The 14,971-nt window shown below is 66.5% G+C and carries 16 protein-coding genes; 9 read left to right on the plus strand and 7 right to left on the minus strand.

The window, feature by feature from the left end; genetic code table 11:
* Positions 1–130 precede the first annotated feature (130 nt).
* The gene (locus A5744_RS11755; RefSeq protein WP_076061131.1) at positions 131–1,087 is read right to left on the minus strand and encodes an SDR family oxidoreductase; all 957 of its coding nucleotides are present in this window, start codon (positions 1,085–1,087) and stop codon (positions 131–133) included.
* 47 nt (positions 1,088–1,134) lie between these two features.
* Between A5744_RS11755 and lnt the strand changes: the two genes are divergently transcribed.
* Positions 1,135–2,622 (plus strand): apolipoprotein N-acyltransferase, encoded by a 1,488-nt coding sequence (gene lnt / locus A5744_RS11760; RefSeq protein ID WP_076061133.1) that lies wholly within the window; start codon positions 1,135–1,137, stop codon positions 2,620–2,622.
* Positions 2,619–3,323, plus strand: coding sequence for an SHOCT domain-containing protein (locus tag A5744_RS11765; protein ID WP_076061135.1), 705 nt, complete (start codon positions 2,619–2,621; stop codon positions 3,321–3,323). The genes lnt and A5744_RS11765 overlap by 4 nt, the downstream gene beginning before the upstream one ends.
* A 20-nt stretch (positions 3,324–3,343) precedes the next feature.
* Here the strand turns inward: A5744_RS11765 and A5744_RS11770 are convergent, their stop codons facing one another.
* Positions 3,344–4,150 carry a TetR family transcriptional regulator gene (locus A5744_RS11770; protein WP_076061137.1) on the minus strand — a complete coding sequence of 269 codons (807 nt, stop codon included), beginning with the start codon at positions 4,148–4,150 and terminating at the stop codon, positions 3,344–3,346.
* 69 nt (positions 4,151–4,219) lie between these two features.
* Between A5744_RS11770 and A5744_RS11775 the strand changes: the two genes are divergently transcribed.
* Together A5744_RS11775 and A5744_RS11780 are read left to right on the plus strand one after the other, a co-directional pair.
* Positions 4,220–4,594 (plus strand): nitroreductase/quinone reductase family protein, encoded by a 375-nt coding sequence (locus tag A5744_RS11775; protein ID WP_076061139.1) that lies wholly within the window; start codon positions 4,220–4,222, stop codon positions 4,592–4,594.
* Between the two features lie 24 nt (positions 4,595–4,618).
* Positions 4,619–5,185, plus strand: a complete 567-nt coding sequence (locus A5744_RS11780) for an isoprenylcysteine carboxylmethyltransferase family protein (protein WP_076061141.1) — start codon at positions 4,619–4,621, stop codon at positions 5,183–5,185.
* A 182-nt stretch (positions 5,186–5,367) separates the two neighbouring features.
* On the opposite strand, the gene A5744_RS11785 is transcribed toward A5744_RS11780, so the two are convergent.
* Both A5744_RS11785 and A5744_RS11790 read right to left on the minus strand, forming a co-directional pair.
* Positions 5,368–5,985: an MBL fold metallo-hydrolase gene (locus tag A5744_RS11785; RefSeq protein WP_076061143.1), complete on the minus strand. Its 618-nt coding sequence runs from the start codon at positions 5,983–5,985 to the stop codon at positions 5,368–5,370.
* Entirely contained in the window at positions 5,982–7,067 is a 1,086-nt protein-coding gene (locus tag A5744_RS11790; RefSeq protein WP_076061145.1) for an S-(hydroxymethyl)mycothiol dehydrogenase, read from the minus strand. The genes A5744_RS11785 and A5744_RS11790 overlap by 4 nt, the downstream gene beginning before the upstream one ends.
* 32 nt (positions 7,068–7,099) lie before the next feature.
* Between A5744_RS11790 and A5744_RS11795 the strand changes: the two genes are divergently transcribed.
* From A5744_RS11795 to A5744_RS11805, 3 genes are all read left to right on the plus strand, one after another.
* The gene (locus A5744_RS11795; RefSeq protein ID WP_076061147.1) at positions 7,100–8,158 is read left to right on the plus strand and encodes a class I SAM-dependent methyltransferase; all 1,059 of its coding nucleotides are present in this window, start codon (positions 7,100–7,102) and stop codon (positions 8,156–8,158) included.
* A complete protein-coding gene (locus A5744_RS11800; RefSeq protein WP_076061148.1) occupies positions 8,158–8,979 on the plus strand; it encodes a serine hydrolase domain-containing protein in 822 nt (273 codons plus the stop codon). Before A5744_RS11795 ends, A5744_RS11800 begins: the two co-directional genes overlap by 1 nt.
* Before the next feature lie 137 nt (positions 8,980–9,116).
* A complete protein-coding gene (locus A5744_RS11805) occupies positions 9,117–9,629 on the plus strand; it encodes a DUF3145 domain-containing protein (protein WP_076061202.1) in 513 nt (170 codons plus the stop codon).
* On the opposite strand, the gene A5744_RS11810 is transcribed toward A5744_RS11805, so the two are convergent.
* Complete coding sequence (locus tag A5744_RS11810) at positions 9,626–10,144, minus strand: hypothetical protein (protein WP_076061150.1); 519 nt, start codon at positions 10,142–10,144, stop codon at positions 9,626–9,628. The genes A5744_RS11805 and A5744_RS11810 overlap by 4 nt on opposite strands.
* A gap of 285 nt (positions 10,145–10,429) precedes the next feature.
* Here A5744_RS11810 and A5744_RS11815 point away from each other — a divergent pair, with 285 nt between their 5' ends.
* On the plus strand, positions 10,430–12,130 hold the full coding sequence (locus A5744_RS11815; RefSeq protein ID WP_076061203.1) for a molybdopterin-dependent oxidoreductase: 1,701 nt from the start codon (positions 10,430–10,432) through the stop codon (positions 12,128–12,130).
* A gap of 23 nt (positions 12,131–12,153) precedes the next feature.
* Positions 12,154–12,444 carry a hypothetical protein gene (locus A5744_RS11820; protein WP_076061205.1) on the plus strand — a complete coding sequence of 97 codons (291 nt, stop codon included), beginning with the start codon at positions 12,154–12,156 and terminating at the stop codon, positions 12,442–12,444.
* A 30-nt stretch (positions 12,445–12,474) separates the two neighbouring features.
* Here the strand turns inward: A5744_RS11820 and A5744_RS11825 are convergent, their stop codons facing one another.
* Positions 12,475–13,386: a diacylglycerol kinase gene (locus A5744_RS11825; protein WP_076061152.1), complete on the minus strand. Its 912-nt coding sequence runs from the start codon at positions 13,384–13,386 to the stop codon at positions 12,475–12,477.
* A complete protein-coding gene (locus tag A5744_RS11830) occupies positions 13,383–14,960 on the minus strand; it encodes an FAD-binding oxidoreductase (RefSeq protein ID WP_139331318.1) in 1,578 nt (525 codons plus the stop codon). Before A5744_RS11830 ends, A5744_RS11825 begins: the two co-directional genes overlap by 4 nt.
* Between the last annotated feature and the right edge of the window lie 11 nt (positions 14,961–14,971).

The following is a 14,971-nucleotide window of genomic DNA, read 5'->3' on the forward strand; positions in this document are numbered from 1 at the left end:
GACGGTTGTGATGGGGGTTCCCCCCGCAGCATCGTGCCGAAACTCTCGGCAACGCGTTTGTTTGCCGCCGGATCAGCGCCGGGGTGGGCTTGGCGCCGCTGGGTGGCGGCGAAAAGCGTTGTGGCAGCTCTCAGTTCGGCTTCGGGTAGCTGACGCCGGTGAGTTGTTCGGAAATCTCCCACAGCCGCGCGCTGTCGTCGTCGTTCTTGGCGTTTGCGGGGACCTTCGCCAGCGCCACGCCGCCCCCAGCGGCCTCATAGAAACCGCTCGGCCCGTAGAACGCACCGCCCTCGGCGTGGGGCGCGGCGGCCGCGTACAGGGCGGGCAGGATTCCCTCGTCGATCTCTTGCCAGAGGAACGGCGTGAAACGCCAGGACAGCTTGTATAGCCGCTCCATCAGGGCCGGCTTTTCGCGGCCATGCGACGGGCCGGCAATCTGCAGATTGGTCTTGGTCAGGCCGGGGTGCGCGGCGTTGGAGACGATGCCCCAGCCGCCCGCGCGACTGCGCTTGTCGAGCTCGCGGGCGAACATCAGCACCGCGAGCTTCGACTGCCCGTAGGCCGACATCGCCGCGTAGGACTTTTCGAATTGCAGGTCGTCGAAGTGGATCTTGCCGCTCTGCCGGGCCGCGAGGCTGCTCAGCGAGACGACGCGGGATTTTTGGGCGGCGCGCAGCAGCGGCAGCAGGCGCCCGGTGAGGGCGAAATGCCCGAGATGGTTACTGCCGAACTGCAATTCGAAGCCATCGGCGGTGGTGTCGCGCTCCGGTGGCGTCATCACCCCGGCGTTGTTGATCAGGATGTCGATCGGCCGGCCCTCGGCGTTGAGCTGTTCGCCCAACGTGGCGACCGATGCCAGCGACGACAGGTCGAGAGGTTTGATGGTCAATTTGGCGTCGGGAACCGTGGCGCGGATTTCCTCGATCGCCTTTTCCCCTTTCGCGCGGTTGCGGATCGCCATGACGACGTCGGCGCCGGCCGCGGACAGCCGCCTGGCCAGCCCGAACCCCAGCCCGCTGTTGGCCCCGGTGATGATCGCCAGCTTCCCCGTCAGGTCCGGCACGGTGGCGACGAGATCCTTGGCCATGCGTATCACTCCTTACTCGATATGAGCCCCGTCTTAGTCTGCTCTTTGTGTCGGCTTGTCGACAGCCCGGTCGCGGCTGGGCCGCCGCATTAGCCGCCGGCGCGCTGCCCACGCTCGCTTTTCCGGCGCCGTCGTGGTGGTGGCTGGCCTGGTTCGGTGTGGTTCCGCTGCTGTTACTGGTGCGGGCGGCGCCTTCGGCGTGGCAGGCGTCCGTGCGGGCGTGGTGGGGTCTCGGCGGGTTCGTGCTGATTAACCAGTACTGGTTGGTGACCAGCATCGGTCCTCTCCTGGTGCCCTTGGCCGTCGGGTTCGGCGCGCTCTGGCTGCCGTGGGGGTGGTTCGCGCATCGGTTGTTGGCGCCGCCCGCCACCGTCGGCCGCACTATTGCGGCGTTGGTCGTGTTGCCCAGCGCGTGGGTGGCGGCCGAGGCGGGGCGGTCGCTGCCATGGCTGGGCGGTCCGTGGGCATCGCTGGGCGCCTCGCAATCCAACCAGCCGGTCACGCTGGCATCGGCGTCGTTGGGCGGGGTGTGGCTCACGAGTTTCCTTCTGGTTGCTTGTAATACCGCTATCGTCGGCGTAATCGCGCACCGGGAGGTGACCAGTCGGCTCGTCGCGACGGCGGCCGTGCTGGCGTGTGCGGCGGTGGGGCCCTTGTGGTATCTGCTGGGGCCCGCGCCGGCCGGGGGGTCGACGCTGCGGGTCGCTTTGGTGCAGCCCGGCGACATCGCCGACTCCGATGCCCGGCTGGCGGCCAGCGAGGCGCTCACCGCGTCGGTCGCCGGCCAGCGACCCGACTTGGTGGTCTGGGGCGAAAGCAGCGTGGGTCAAGACCTCGTCAGCCATCGCGAGCTGCTGGCCCGGCTCGCCGAGCTGTCCGGGCGAGTCGGTGCGGATCTGTTGGTCAACGTCGATGCGCCCGCTCCCGGTGGGGGGATCTACAAGTCGGCGGTGCTCATCGGCGAGCACGGATCGTTGGGCAGCTACCGGAAGACCCGGCTGGTGCCGTTCGGCGAATACGTGCCGCTGCGAACGCTTTTCGGCTGGATCACCCGCCACAGCAAGGCCGCCGGTGAGGACCGGCAGCGCGGCACCGGGCCCGTGGTGCTGCGAGTGGGCAGCGTGTCCATCGGACCGTTGATCAGCTACGAGGCGACATTCTCCGACCTCGCCCGGCGCGAGGCTTCACTCGGTGCCGGCCTGCTGGTGTATCAAAGCTCGACCTCGTCGTTCCAGGGCAGTTGGGCGCAGCCGCAGCTGGCCGCGCAGCCCGCGGTCCGCGCCGTCGAGGCCGGCCGCCCGGCCGTGCACGCCGGATTGTCCGGGGACAGTTCGGCGTTCGACGCGCGCGGCCGACGGCTGGCGTGGTGTCGGTCGGGCTTTCGGGGGGTCACCGTGGTCGCCGTGCCGATCGGGTCGTATGCGACGCCGTACCAACGGCTGGGCGACTGGGTGCCGGTGGCGGCGTTCGTGATTGTCGGGGTCGCGGTGTTTCGCTGGCACCGCATGGCCCGCGGTGACAAACTGCCTGAATGAGCAGCAGGCGGCTCGCAAAAATCTCGCTCGCCGGGGCCATCGTGATGATGGTCGTCGCGGTGGCCGGCTTCATCGTCTCGCTGGTGCTCAACGCGTTCTTCCTGGACAAATACGACGCCTACGGCGAAGTGCCGATCCCAGGGTCGAGCAGCCTGAGCCTGCCCGCCGGTGAGGTCACCGTCAGCTTCCACACCGTGGTGATCGGCGGGCCCAATGGCGGTCTGCCCGTCCCGCCGCTCGGTGTCACGATCTCGCCGCCCGAGGGGGTGGCGCAACCGGTGGTGACGGAAAACATCGGCAGCACAACGACGGTCAACAATGACGCACACGTGCGGGTATGGATCGCTCAGATTCCCGCCGCCGGCACCTACAACGTCACCACGGACGGCAGGGTCAACGGCTTCATCGAGCCGCGACTTGCCTTCGGGCACAAGAGCTCCTACGGCTATCTGGTGTGGGTGTTCGTGGCCGTCTTCGTTGTGGGACTGGTCGATTCGATTGTGTCCGGCATGTGGTTGTCGCGCACCCGGCGTAAGGCGGCAACGGCGTTCGTGGCGGTGCATGAGCCTAAACCGTATGAGCCGAACGACGAGGGCGTTCGGTTAGAACGGCTGAAAACGCTAGCGGCACTGCGGGATTCCGGGGCATTGACGGAAAGCGAGTTCGAATCCGAGAAGCGACGGATCCTCGAGGGACACTGAGCCCTTGTCGGTGTCGCGTGTCATTGCGTGCTGCCTTGCGTTCCAACGGCATTGAGGAACATGGCGGTGAATGCGTCGCACACTTGCTCCAGTTCAGGCATCTCCCAACCCGGCTGGCCCGCAGCGGGAAGCATTAATACGTGGGCTAGCAGGGGTCCGGTCAGTTGCTCTATCAACAGGGGGATCGGAATGTCGCGGATCGTGCCTGCGGCCACCTGCCGGTGCAGCCATCCTCCGACGGTGGCGAAGTCACGAGGAAAGTAGTCGGCGAAGACCGTGGCGACGGGTCCACGTGGGTTCGCCAGCAGGTCGGCCAGCATTGCGGGAGCCACCCGCGGTTCGCGGGCCAGACCAGCCGCCATCACCGCGTAAAAGCTCGCCACGGTGTCCTCGAGGCGGGCGGTGTCGTCGGCAAACAGCAGGGCCAGATCGCTCAGCGGACTGTAACGCTGGTAAATCACTCCGAACAATCGGTCGCGAGTGCCGAATATGGCCTGCAAGCTCGCCACCGAGCAACTCGCCGACTCGGCAACGGATTCCAGCGTCACCGACGCGAGCCCACGATCGCTGATCAACCGGGCCCCGGCTTCAATGGCGCGTTCGCGCACCGGCCGCCCGCCGGGATCGACGCCGGCTTGGCGCACCGCCTCGTCCAAGGCCCGCCGAGATCCCCCGATCCTGCGCAGCAGCGTGCTGCGCGACATCCCGGCCGTCTCGGCGAGCGTGCCTAGTGACACTTCGGCCACCGGCCGGCCGCACTGCTCGGCGGCGCGGATCGCCGCGTCCACCAGGTCGGGCGACACCTGAAATTCATCGTCTGTTGACATTTTACTAGGCATAGCGCCTAGAATAGTATCATGCGATTGTCGCGGCTTGGGAGGCAAAGCGATCCGCGGATGCGGGCGGCGCTTTTCTGGGTATTGGGCCACACCCTTAACCCGCTGGCGTTGGGGGCCGCCCGCCGCGGCCGAGGGTTTTCCCTGCTGCGCCACCGTGGGCGCAAGACCGGTCGCACCTATGAAACACCGCTTATCCTCGCCGAGGTCGATGGTGGTTTCGTCGCCGAGCTGACCTACGGCACCGATGTTGCCTGGTATCGCAACGTAATGGCGTCGCGCCGCTGTGTGGTGGTTTTCAAGGGCGCTGAGTACGAAATCGACGGCATCGAACCGTATCCCGCCGACCTGGGACGCCAAGCCTTCGGATTTCCAGGCGCGGTGATACTGCGCCTGCTGCGGCGCCACGAGTTTCGGTTGCTTCGAATTAAGTGAACCCAGAGAGGATATGCGATAACGATGCCGGGATATTTCGCCGCGTCGGCCCTCGTGGCCTTGCTTGCCATTGTGCTGACGAGAGTCCTCCTGCTGCGCCGAACCGGAACGCAGGCAATGCATTTCGGGAACCTGGACAAGACGGACTTTCTGATCCCGCCGGTTGCGCTGTTTTACTTCTACACAGTCTTCGCCGCGGCCTTCGATTGGCCGATCGTGAGCGGGCAGCGGTTCTTTCATTCGAATGCCGCGGCATGGGCAGGGGTTGCGCTATGCCTCGGCGGGTTGTCGGTCCTGGTGGCCAGCCTGGTCTCGTTCGGCCGGAGCTTCCGCGTCGGCATTGACGTTGATCACCCCGACGAACTGGTCACGACCGGCATCTTTGCGGTCAGCCGCAACCCGATCTATGTCGGCGGCGCGCTGGTCTTGATCGGCGAGTTCCTGGTCTTCCCCAACTGGATACCGTTGGCCTTCCTCGCCGGCGGGCTCGCGCTGTTCCACCGCCAGGTGCTGCGTGAGGAAGAGTTCATGCGCAACCACTACGGCGCGGAATACCTCCGGTACTGCGAGCGCGTGAGGCGATACGTATAAGCCGCGGCTGGAGAAGGGGACAGGCTTTCTGCCCCGCCTCATAGCGACAAACCGGTTGAGGGTTGCGGCGGCAGCAGCGACGCCGCGCAATTTGTCGCTATGAGGCGGGCAGAGAGAGACCCGCCCGGCGGAGGGACTTCTGTGGCAGCCGTGACGAGCGGAACCGATCCGATACCAAACACCTAGTGCCCGCGCGCCACCCATTCCTCGTAGTGGACGATCTCGTCGCCGATGGTGGTGCTGTCGCCATGGCCGGTATGCACGACAGTCTCGCCGGGCAGCTTGCCGAGCCGGTCGGAGATCGACTGCAAAATCGTCGGGAAGTCGGAGAACGAGCGCCCGGTCGCGCCGGGTCCGCCGGAGAACAGGGTGTCGCCGCTGAACACCACCCCAAGCTCGGGCGCATACCAGCACACCGACCCGGGCGAGTGGCCCGGGGTGTGCAGCGCGCGCAATTCGGTGCCGCCGACGCTCAACGTCTCACCGTCGGACACTGAGCGAAAATCCTTGTCCGGGTGGGTCATTCGCCATAGCACGTCGTCGCCGGGGTGCAGGAGTACCGGCGCATCGAGTCTCTTGCCGAGTTCGGGGGCGACCGTGACGTGGTCGTTGTGGCCATGCGTGCACACCACCGCCACGACATGGCGGCCCGCTACAGCCTCGATGATCGGCGCCGCGTCGTGAGCGGCGTCGAACACCACGACGTCAGAATCGTCGCCGACGAGCCAGATGTTGTTGTCGACTTCCCAACTGCCGCCGTCGAGTTCGAACGTCCCGTGGGTCACTACCCGCTCGATCACAACACCACCACCGAGCGCAGCACCTTGCCCTCGTGCATCTTGTGGAAGGCTTCCTCGATGTCGTCCAGTCCGATGCGTTCGGAGACGAACTGCTCCAAGGGAAGTCGGCCCTGCAGGTAGAGGTCGATCAGGGTGGGGAAGTCGCGCTCGGGCAGGCAGTCGCCGTACCACGACGACTTCAGCGACCCGCCGTGGGAGAAGAAGTCCACTAGCGGCATCTCCAAAAGCATGTCGGGGGTCGGCACACCCACCAGCACCACGGTGCCCGCGAGGTCGCGGGCGTAGAAGGCCTGCTTCCACGTTTCGGGACGGCCGACCGCGTCGATCACCACGTTGGCCCCGAAGCCGTCGGTGAGGTCCTGGATGGTCTTGACGACGTCGAATTCGCGGGCGTTGACGGTGTGGGTGGCGCCGAACTTGCGCGCCAGATCCAGCTTGCTGTTGTCGGTATCGACGGCGATGATCCGCCGGGCGCCGACCAGCGCCGACCCCGCGATCGCGGCATCGCCCACGCCGCCGCAGCCGATCACCGCGACGGTGTCGTTGCGCTCCACCGCGCCCGTGTTGATCGCCGCGCCAATGCCGGCCATCACCCCGCAACCCAAAAGGCCGGCGACGGCAGGATCGGCCGCCGGATCGACCTTCGTGCATTGACCCGCCGCCACCAGTGTCTTGTCGGCGAACGCGCCGATGCCCAGCGCCGGGGTGAGTTCAGTGCCGTCGGTCAGCGTCATCTTCTGCTCGGCGTTGAAGGTGTCGAAGCACAGGTGCGGCCGGCCACGCTTGCAGGCCCGGCACTGCCCGCACACCGCGCGCCAGTTCAGGATCACGAAGTCGCCCGGCTCGACGGCGGTCACGCCCGGCCCGACCGCCTCGACCGTGCCCGCCGCCTCGTGGCCGAGCAGGAACGGGTACTCGTCGTTGATGCCGCCCTCGCGGTAAGTCAGGTCGGTGTGGCACACCCCGCATGCAATGACGTCGACCACGGCCTCACCGGGCCCGGGGTCCGGGATGACGACGTCCACCAGCTCGACGGGTTCGCCCTTTTTTCGTGAAATCACGCCGCGCACTGTCTGACTCATGGCGTCCAACCTACGGTGTAGCGTCGCTGACCATGACGGCACCCGAGACGGCCGAACAATTCGCCGAGCGGATGGTTGGGGCCATCGACGGCGCCAGTCTCACCATCCTGCTGAGCATCGGGCATCAGACCGGTCTGCTCGACACCATGGCCCGGCTGCCTCCCGCCAGCAGCGCGCAGATCGCCGAGGCCGCCGGCCTCAACGAGCGCTACGTCCGGGAGTGGCTTGCTGGCATGACAACCGGGCACGTCGTCGACTACGACGCCGCCGCCGGCACCTACTCGCTCCCCGCTCACCGCGCGGCGACCCTCACCCGTGCGGCCGGGCCGCACAACCTCGCCCTCGTTGCGCTGTTCGTTCCGCAACTCGGCGAGATCGAGCAGAAAATCGTCGGTTGCTTTCGCGAGGGTGGCGGGCTGCCGTATACCGAATTCCCTCGCTTCCACGCGTTGATGGCCGAGCAGAGCGCCGCCGTGTTCGACGTCGCGCTCGTCGACGTCGTGCTGCCGTTGGTCGACGGCCTCCCGGAACGCCTCCGTGCCGGAGCCGATGTGGCCGATTTCGGCTGCGGCAGCGGTCACGCGATAAACGTGATGGCACAGGCGTTTCCGGCAAGCCGGTTCACCGGCATCGACTTTTCCCGCGAGGCCATTGCCACCGGTGTCGCCGAGGCGGCTCGCCTCGGCCTGACGAACGCGACCTTCGAAAGCCACGATCTGGCGCGGCTGGACAAGCACGAGGCCTACGACGTCATCACCGTGTTCGACGCGATCCACGACCAGGCGCAGCCGGCGCGGGTGCTGGAGAACATCTACCAAGCGCTGCGACCCGGCGGCGTCTTCTTGATGGCCGACGTCAAGGCGTCGAGCCGGCTCGAGGAGAACGTCGACGTGCCGATGAGCACCTATCTCTACACCGTCTCGCTGATGCATTGCATGACGGTGTCACTGGCGCTGGATGGCGCCGGGCTGGGCACGGCGTGGGGAACGCAGCTGGCCACCTCGATGCTCGCCGACGCCGGTTTCGGCGACGTGCGGGTGGCCGAGATCGAATCGGATCCGCTGAACAACTACTACATCGCCAGGAAGTGATGGCGGCCCTCGACGCTCTCGACGACTGGCCCGTCCCATCCGCCGCCGCCGCGGTGATCGGACCCGACGGGGTGCTGGAGACGCATGGCGACAGCAAGCAGGTGTTCGTGTTGGCGTCGGTCACCAAACCGTTGGTGGCTCGGGCCGTCCACGTCGCCATCGAGGAGGGCGTCGTCGACCTGGAGACCCCGGCCGGCCCGCCCGGCGCCACGGTTCGCCACCTGCTGGCGCACGCGTCGGGCCTTGCGATGCACAACGACCGCGCGCTGGCCAAGCCCGGCGCCCGGCGCATCTACTCCAACTATGGCTTCACCGTGCTGGCCGAGACCGTGGAGCGGGAGTCGGGGATCGAGTTCGGCCGCTACCTGACCGAGGCGGTGTGCGAACCGCTGGCGATGGGGACGACCCGGCTGGACGGCGGGGCCTTGGAAGCCGGGTTCGGGGCGACGTCCACGGTGGCGGATCTGGCCGCCTTTGCCGGTGACCTGCTGCGCCCGGCGACGGTGTCGGCGCAGCTGCACGACGAGGCCACGACGGTGCAATTTCCCGGCCTGGACGGCGTGCTGCCCGGGTACGGGGTGCAGCGACCCAACGACTGGGGGCTGGGTTTCGAGATCCGGGATTCGAAATCGCCGCACTGGACGGGCGGGCGCAACTCGGCGCGAACGTACGGGCATTTCGGCCAGGCGGGCGGTTTCATCTGGGCGGATCCCGCCGCGGAGCTGGCGCTGGTGGCGCTCACGGACCGCGATTTCGGGGAGTGGGCGCTGGACTTGTGGCCCGCGATTTCCGACGCGGCGATATCCGAATACACCAAATAGGCATCGAAGACTAGCGCAACACGGGTATCACAGGGCACAATAGACACGCAGGACACAAAAACATCAGCATTTCCGCTGCTCGCGGGTCCACCAGGTCGTTGGGGAAGACGTCCCTCGTGGAACCGAAGGAGCAGGAGATGCGTGCGTCGAATCAATTCGCCGACGTGACGGCTGGCGTGGTCTATATCCATGCCTCGCCCGCGGCGGTCTGCCCGCATGTCGAGTGGGCGCTGTCGTCGACCCTGCAATCCAAGGCCAACTTGGTGTGGACTCCGCAGCCGGCGATGCCCGGACAGCTGCGCGCGGTCACCAATTGGGTCGGGCCGGTGGGCACCGGCGCCCGGCTGGCCAACGCGTTGCGCTCCTGGTCGGTGCTGCGATTCGAGGTCACCGAGGATCCCAGCCCCGGAGTCGACGGCCACCGATTCAGCCACACCCCGCAGCTCGGCTTGTGGAGCGGAGCGATGAGCGCCAACGGCGACATCATGGTCGGGGAGATGCGGCTGCGGGCGATGATGGCGCAGGGCGCCGACACGCTCGCCGCGGAACTGGATTCGGTGCTGGGGACGGCCTGGGACGAGGCGCTCGAGGTGTACCGCGACGGCGGCGACGCCGGTGAGGTGACCTGGCTGAGCCGGGGCGTCGGCTAGATAACGGGCGGGCTCACCGGGGTAGCGGTGACCGGCATCTCCATGCTGCCTGCGCACGCGCCGCTGACGATGTCGATGTGAAACACGCCGGTCAGGGTGCCGTCGGCGGCGGGCGTCAAGGCTGTGATGGACCTCGCGGGGTCGCGTTCCACGCGGCCGCCGAGCAGTGGGCAATCCCAGGTCCGGTTGATCTGCTGAACCCACTGAGATCCGTTCCAGGCGAACTGGACCGATCGCTGCTCGTACGGGCTTTTGGGCGCCGGAGGGTTATTGACCGTGGCGACGCAGACGCCCGTCGAACAGTTCGACGTGAACGAGTAGCTGGCCCGCTGGGAGGTTTCGGGCTGGCGGGCCGCCATGCTGGTACCGGTCTTCTGGTTCGCGGCGAAAGTCAGCAGGTAGGGCCCGTTCCAGGCCGACGGTTGAATCGCGGAGGCCGCGGGCGAAAGCCAGACTGCGCAGCCCAGCGCCGCGGCAGCCAACACGCCCAGTGCAATCTTGCGGTGTCCCGACATATTTCCCCCCGGTGCAGAGCCGACGCCAAGATATCGGACGGGGTGGCCGATCTGTTACACCGCCGTGATCCTTATTTCGCGGGGCGCAGAATCCGTAGCGCGTGGTGAGGCGAGTCACTCGCAGCGACCCTTCCTGATCAGGCACTTCACGCGCTAGAGTTTATCCATATCAAATTGTAAAAATTGCGTTAGGTGCGATACGGCGTGACCGACAACGAACTCCGCGTCCGCCAGGCCCACAGGGGCGATGCCGGCGGGTATCAGGGCGCGGGGTACCGCGCAGAGCTGCGCCTTGCCGAGAACATCGTCAATCCGGAGACATGGGCCGGCGGCATAGAAGACAAGCGGGCCATGGTGCCGCGACTGCGGGTGGGTCGCGACAAGTGGTTAAACGTGCTCTGGCTGCTTCCCGTGGGGTTCGCCGTGCTCGTCGTGGCCGTGGCGGTGGCCAATGGCCTGCACCACATCCCGGCGGTGCAGGCCTTCATCCAGCGATATCCCGGAACCCATGTGCCTTCCGGCGTCAGCCCCGGCATCCCGGCGTGGGTCGGATGGAGCCACTTCTTCAACCTGTTCTTGATGACGTTCATCATCCGTTCCGGGATTCAGATCCTGTGCGACCATCCGCGGTTGTACTTCAGTCGCAACGCCACCCCGGGCAGGGACGAGTGGCTGCGAGTGGCCAAGCCGGTGCCGGATGACCCGCTGTGGACGGCCAAGGACGACTCCGTTGGTCTGCCCGGCCAGTTGGGGTTGCCCGGGATTCGCCATTCCATTGGGCTGGCGCGGTGGTGGCACCTCGGCGTTGACGTTCTGTGGCTGCTCAACGGCGCGGTGTTCTATGTGCTGCTGTTCGCTACCGGTCAATGGCGACACATCGTGCCGACCAGCTGGGACGTCTTTCCCAATGCGGGATCGGTTGCGATCCAATACCTGTCGCTGGACTGGCCGACCGACAACACCTGGGTGGCCTACAACGCGCTGCAGTTGTTGACGTACTTCACGACGGTCTTCATCGCGGCACCGCTCGCGGTCATCACCGCGCTTGGGATGTCGCCGGCACTTTCGATGCGCCTCACCGTGATCAGCAAGCGGTTGAACATTCAGCACGCACGCTCACTGCACTTCCTGGTCTTGGTGTATTTCATCGTGTTCATCGTTATGCATGTCACGATGGTTTTTGCCACCGATGCTGTGCTCAACCTCAACCACATGTTCGGCGCCCGCGACGACAACAGCTGGGTGGGTTTCTGGGTCTTTGCCGCGGCCATGGCGGTGGTAACGATTGGCTGGGTGGTCGCCACCCCGTTCACTTATCGCCACCCCAGGATTGTGCAGCGGGTCGGCTACGCGCTTGTCGGGCCGCTGCAGCGGCTGTTCGAGTACGCCAACCCGAAGCCTGGTGCGTTCACAGAAAAAGACATCTCGCCGTACTTCTGGCACAACGGCACCTACCCGGAAACCGTTGAGTACAAGGAGTTGGAAAAGAACCACTTCGTGGATTGGCGGCTGCGGGTCTACGGCCTCGTCGAGAACCCCACCGAGTTCTCGCTGGCCGACTTGCATGACTTGCCGTACCACGAACAGATCACCCAACACTTCTGCATCCAGGGCTGGTCGGGTGTTGCCAAATGGGGTGGCGTGCAAATGAAGACGATCATGGACGTCGTCAGACCGCTGCCCGCTGCGAAGTGGGTGGTGTTCTACTCGCTGGGCCCCGGCGCGGACGGGGGGATCTATTATGTCGCGCACCCGATCGACCAGATGAGTAACCATCTCACGATGCTGGCCTACGACATGAACGGCGAACCGGTGAGCTACGGTCACGGGGCGCCACTGCGGCTGCGCAATGAATTGCAGCACGGCTTCCGGCACGTGAAGTGGCTCAAGGGCATTGAGTTCGTCGCACACTACTCCGAGTTGGGCAGCGGTTACGGCGGTTACAACGAAGACCACGAATACTTCGGGCGGCACCAGACCATCTAGGGGCGTGGAGGTGCGTCATGACAATGAAAAAAATCGAAACTCCGCGAATCGAAGCACTCGGCGATCACGAGTACCTCGTGCGTGTCGACCAGGGCGAGGAACTCGTCGCCATCCGAATGCGAGCCACGCCAGAGGTTGTCGCGCGCATCGCCGGACCCGACGCCGACGAAACCCGTGTTGTCGCCGCTACCATCGCCTACCTGATTGCGCGGCAGTGCCCCGAAGACCTACCCGAGCAACTCGACCTCGACGACATCGTCGCCGCCTACGACGGTTACCTCGACGAGCTCCACGACCAGATCTGCCGTCTGTGATGAACGGCCATCACCACACGGCGCTCGTGCTTACCGCGCGGGGCGCAGAATCTGCAGCGCAGCGGGTACCGCGGAGATCTCGGCGGGCAGCGCGCAGGCGAAGTCGCCGTCGGCGTAGACGTTGATGCCGGGGCAGTCGACGTGGATCGATGTGGCGCGTGCGGTGCTGACCTCGTCGAGGTCGACGTGGGTGCCCTTCATGACGGTGGGGAACAGGCGGACCAGTTTGGTCCGGGACGCCGAATGCGCCATCGTGATGTCGAGCAGACCATCGGTGGGGTCGGCACTGGGACAGATCAGCAGTCCACCGCCGTAGCTGCGGGTGTTGCCGAAGGCCGCCAGCGTGATGTCGGCGTCGATCTCTTTCGTCCCGTCGAGCACCAGCCGAAACGGCAACAACCGCAGCCTCGAAAGCTCGGCGAGCATCGCGATGTAGTAACGCGCACGGCCGTGCGGCCAGGTCATCCGGTTGGCGCGATCGGTCACCAGCGAATCGAACCCCGTCGCGGCCACGGTGCCGAACCACTTGTCGGTGCCATTGCTGTCGCGAATCCGGCCCAGGTCAATGGTTTCCGTCCAGCCGTCCACGACGATGTCGGCGGCCGCCGCGGGATCCTTTGTGGGAATGCCGAATTCGCGGGCGTGATCGTTGCCGGTGCCCGCCGGGATGATTCCCAGCGGAATGTCAGTGCCCGCCAACACCTGTAGGGCATTGGAGACGACGCCATCGCCCCCGGTGACCATGACCGCGTCGGTTCCTCGCTCGAGCTCGGCGCCGACAAGGTGGCGCGCGTCTTCGGCGTCGTCGCCGATGATCTCGGTGACCTGCACGCCCCGATCGTGCAGCCTTGCGATCGCGATTTGCGCCGCGCGGATCGCGGCGCCGTGGCCCGACGCGGGATTGGTCAGCGCGGTGACCTTGGCGATTTCACGCGGACTCACGGAATCAGCTTGCCGGGGTTGAGGATTCCGGCCGGGTCCAGCGTCGCCTTCACCGCGCGCAGTACCTGCACTCCGAGATCACCCACCTCGTCGCGCATCCAAGGTCGGTGGTCGGCGCCGACGGCGTGGTGGTGGGTGATCGTCGCGCCGTTAGCGATCATCGCGTCGGACGCCGCCTTCTTGGCCTTCTGCCACTGCTCGATCGCATTGCCGCGTTGCCCCGCGACGACGGTGAAGTACAGCGAGGCGCCCGTGGGGTAGACGTGCGAGATGTGGCACATCACGAGCGCCGGCGTGCCGGTCTCGGCCAGCGCACCGGTGAGCGCTTCAGTAACCGCGGCCTTGAGGGCAGGAATGTTGGACCAATCGGTGGCGGTCTCGAGCGTCTCGCAGAGCGCGCCCGCGGACAACAGCGAGTCGCGCAGGTACGGCGCGGCGAACCGGCCGCGTTCCCACGCTTGGGCCGGCGCTTCGCCGAGCGACGTGCCGCCCTGCGCCGCCAGCAGTGCGCGGGTTTCGGCGTGCCGGCTTTCAACGTGTTCCGTGGTGCCCTCGAAGACCGTGATTCCCAAGCAGCCGCCGGTGATTTGGTTTTCGCCGATCGCCTCGGTGGTAGCGAGGTTGACCCCGGTCTCCGCTTCGTCGGAGAGCCGAATGACGGTGGGGCCCGTGGCATTTTGGGTGACCGCGCGCAGGGCCGCGGCCCCGGTCGCGAAATCCGGGAACGACCACGCCTCGTAGCGGACGGCTTCCGGCGCGCGGTGCACGCGCAGCCGCACCTGGGTGATGACGCCGAAGGTGCCCTCCGAGCCGATCAGCAGCTGACGAAGGTCGGGACCGGCGGCCGACTCCGGCGCGCGGCCCAGATCCAGGATGCCGACCGGAGTGACCACCCGGAGCCCGCGAACCATGTCGTTGAACCGGCCATAGCCCGCCGAGTCCTGGCCCGACGAACGGGTTGCGGCGAAGCCCCCGATGGTGGCGTACTCGAAGCTCTGCGGGAAATGCCCGAGCGAAAAGCCTTGGGCGCCAAGCATGCGTTCGGCGTCCGGCCCGGTCACGCCGGCGCCGAACACCGCCTGCCCGGACACCTCGTCGAGGTCGATGAGCCGGTCGAAGCGGCGCAAGTCGAGGGAGACCACCGCGTCGAATTGGGCGCGGGTGGGATTCAGGCCGCCGGTGACGCTGGTGCCGCCCCCGAAGGGGATGACGGCGATGCCGCGCTCCGAGCAGTAGCGCAGGATCGCAGCCACGGCGTCTTCGTCGCCGGGCAACAGGATGGCGTCGGGCGCGTCCTGGACCTTCTCCTTGCGCCGCAGCATGTCGATGGTCGACTTGCCGCCCGCGTGCAACAACCGGTCGCGATCGGCGACGCGGCAGTAGCCGTCGCCGACGATCGCGGTCAGCGCGTCTCGATCTTCTGGTGTGAGCGCGGACGGGCGCAGCTCGACGTCATCGGCGTCCAGTTCGGTCTCGGCGGAATCGTCCAGGCCCACGGCCTGCTTGAGCAGCGCCCGGATCCCCTCGGACAGGGGCTTGGCCGCGGCGGGATCTCCCCACGCGTTCCACTTCATCGGCGGGAGGA

The organism is Mycobacterium sp. IS-1264 (assembly GCF_001954195.1).
In the GTDB taxonomy this organism is placed as follows: domain Bacteria; phylum Actinomycetota; class Actinomycetes; order Mycobacteriales; family Mycobacteriaceae; genus Mycobacterium.

What these genes read in the sequence shown, in the direction of transcription:
- A5744_RS11755 (WP_076061131.1), bottom strand. Translation starts at nt 1,087, where the DNA reads ATGGCCAAGGATCTCGTCGCCACCGTGCCGGACCTGACGGGGAAGCTG.
- A5744_RS11765 (WP_076061135.1), top strand. Translation starts at nt 2,619, where the DNA reads ATGAGCAGCAGGCGGCTCGCAAAAATCTCGCTCGCCGGGGCCATCGTG.
- A5744_RS11770 (WP_076061137.1), bottom strand. Translation starts at nt 4,150, where the DNA reads ATGTCAACAGACGATGAATTTCAGGTGTCGCCCGACCTGGTGGACGCG.
- A5744_RS11775 (WP_076061139.1), top strand. Translation starts at nt 4,220, where the DNA reads ATGCGGGCGGCGCTTTTCTGGGTATTGGGCCACACCCTTAACCCGCTG.
- A5744_RS11780 (WP_076061141.1), top strand. Translation starts at nt 4,619, where the DNA reads ATGCCGGGATATTTCGCCGCGTCGGCCCTCGTGGCCTTGCTTGCCATT.
- A5744_RS11790 (WP_076061145.1), bottom strand. Translation starts at nt 7,067, where the DNA reads ATGAGTCAGACAGTGCGCGGCGTGATTTCACGAAAAAAGGGCGAACCC.
- A5744_RS11795 (WP_076061147.1), top strand. Translation starts at nt 7,100, where the DNA reads ATGACGGCACCCGAGACGGCCGAACAATTCGCCGAGCGGATGGTTGGG.
- A5744_RS11800 (WP_076061148.1), top strand. Translation starts at nt 8,158, where the DNA reads ATGGCGGCCCTCGACGCTCTCGACGACTGGCCCGTCCCATCCGCCGCC.
- A5744_RS11805 (WP_076061202.1), top strand. Translation starts at nt 9,117, where the DNA reads ATGCGTGCGTCGAATCAATTCGCCGACGTGACGGCTGGCGTGGTCTAT.
- A5744_RS11810 (WP_076061150.1), bottom strand. Translation starts at nt 10,144, where the DNA reads ATGTCGGGACACCGCAAGATTGCACTGGGCGTGTTGGCTGCCGCGGCG.
- A5744_RS11820 (WP_076061205.1), top strand. Translation starts at nt 12,154, where the DNA reads ATGAAAAAAATCGAAACTCCGCGAATCGAAGCACTCGGCGATCACGAG.
- A5744_RS11830 (WP_139331318.1), bottom strand. Translation starts at nt 14,960, where the DNA reads ATGAAGTGGAACGCGTGGGGAGATCCCGCCGCGGCCAAGCCCCTGTCC.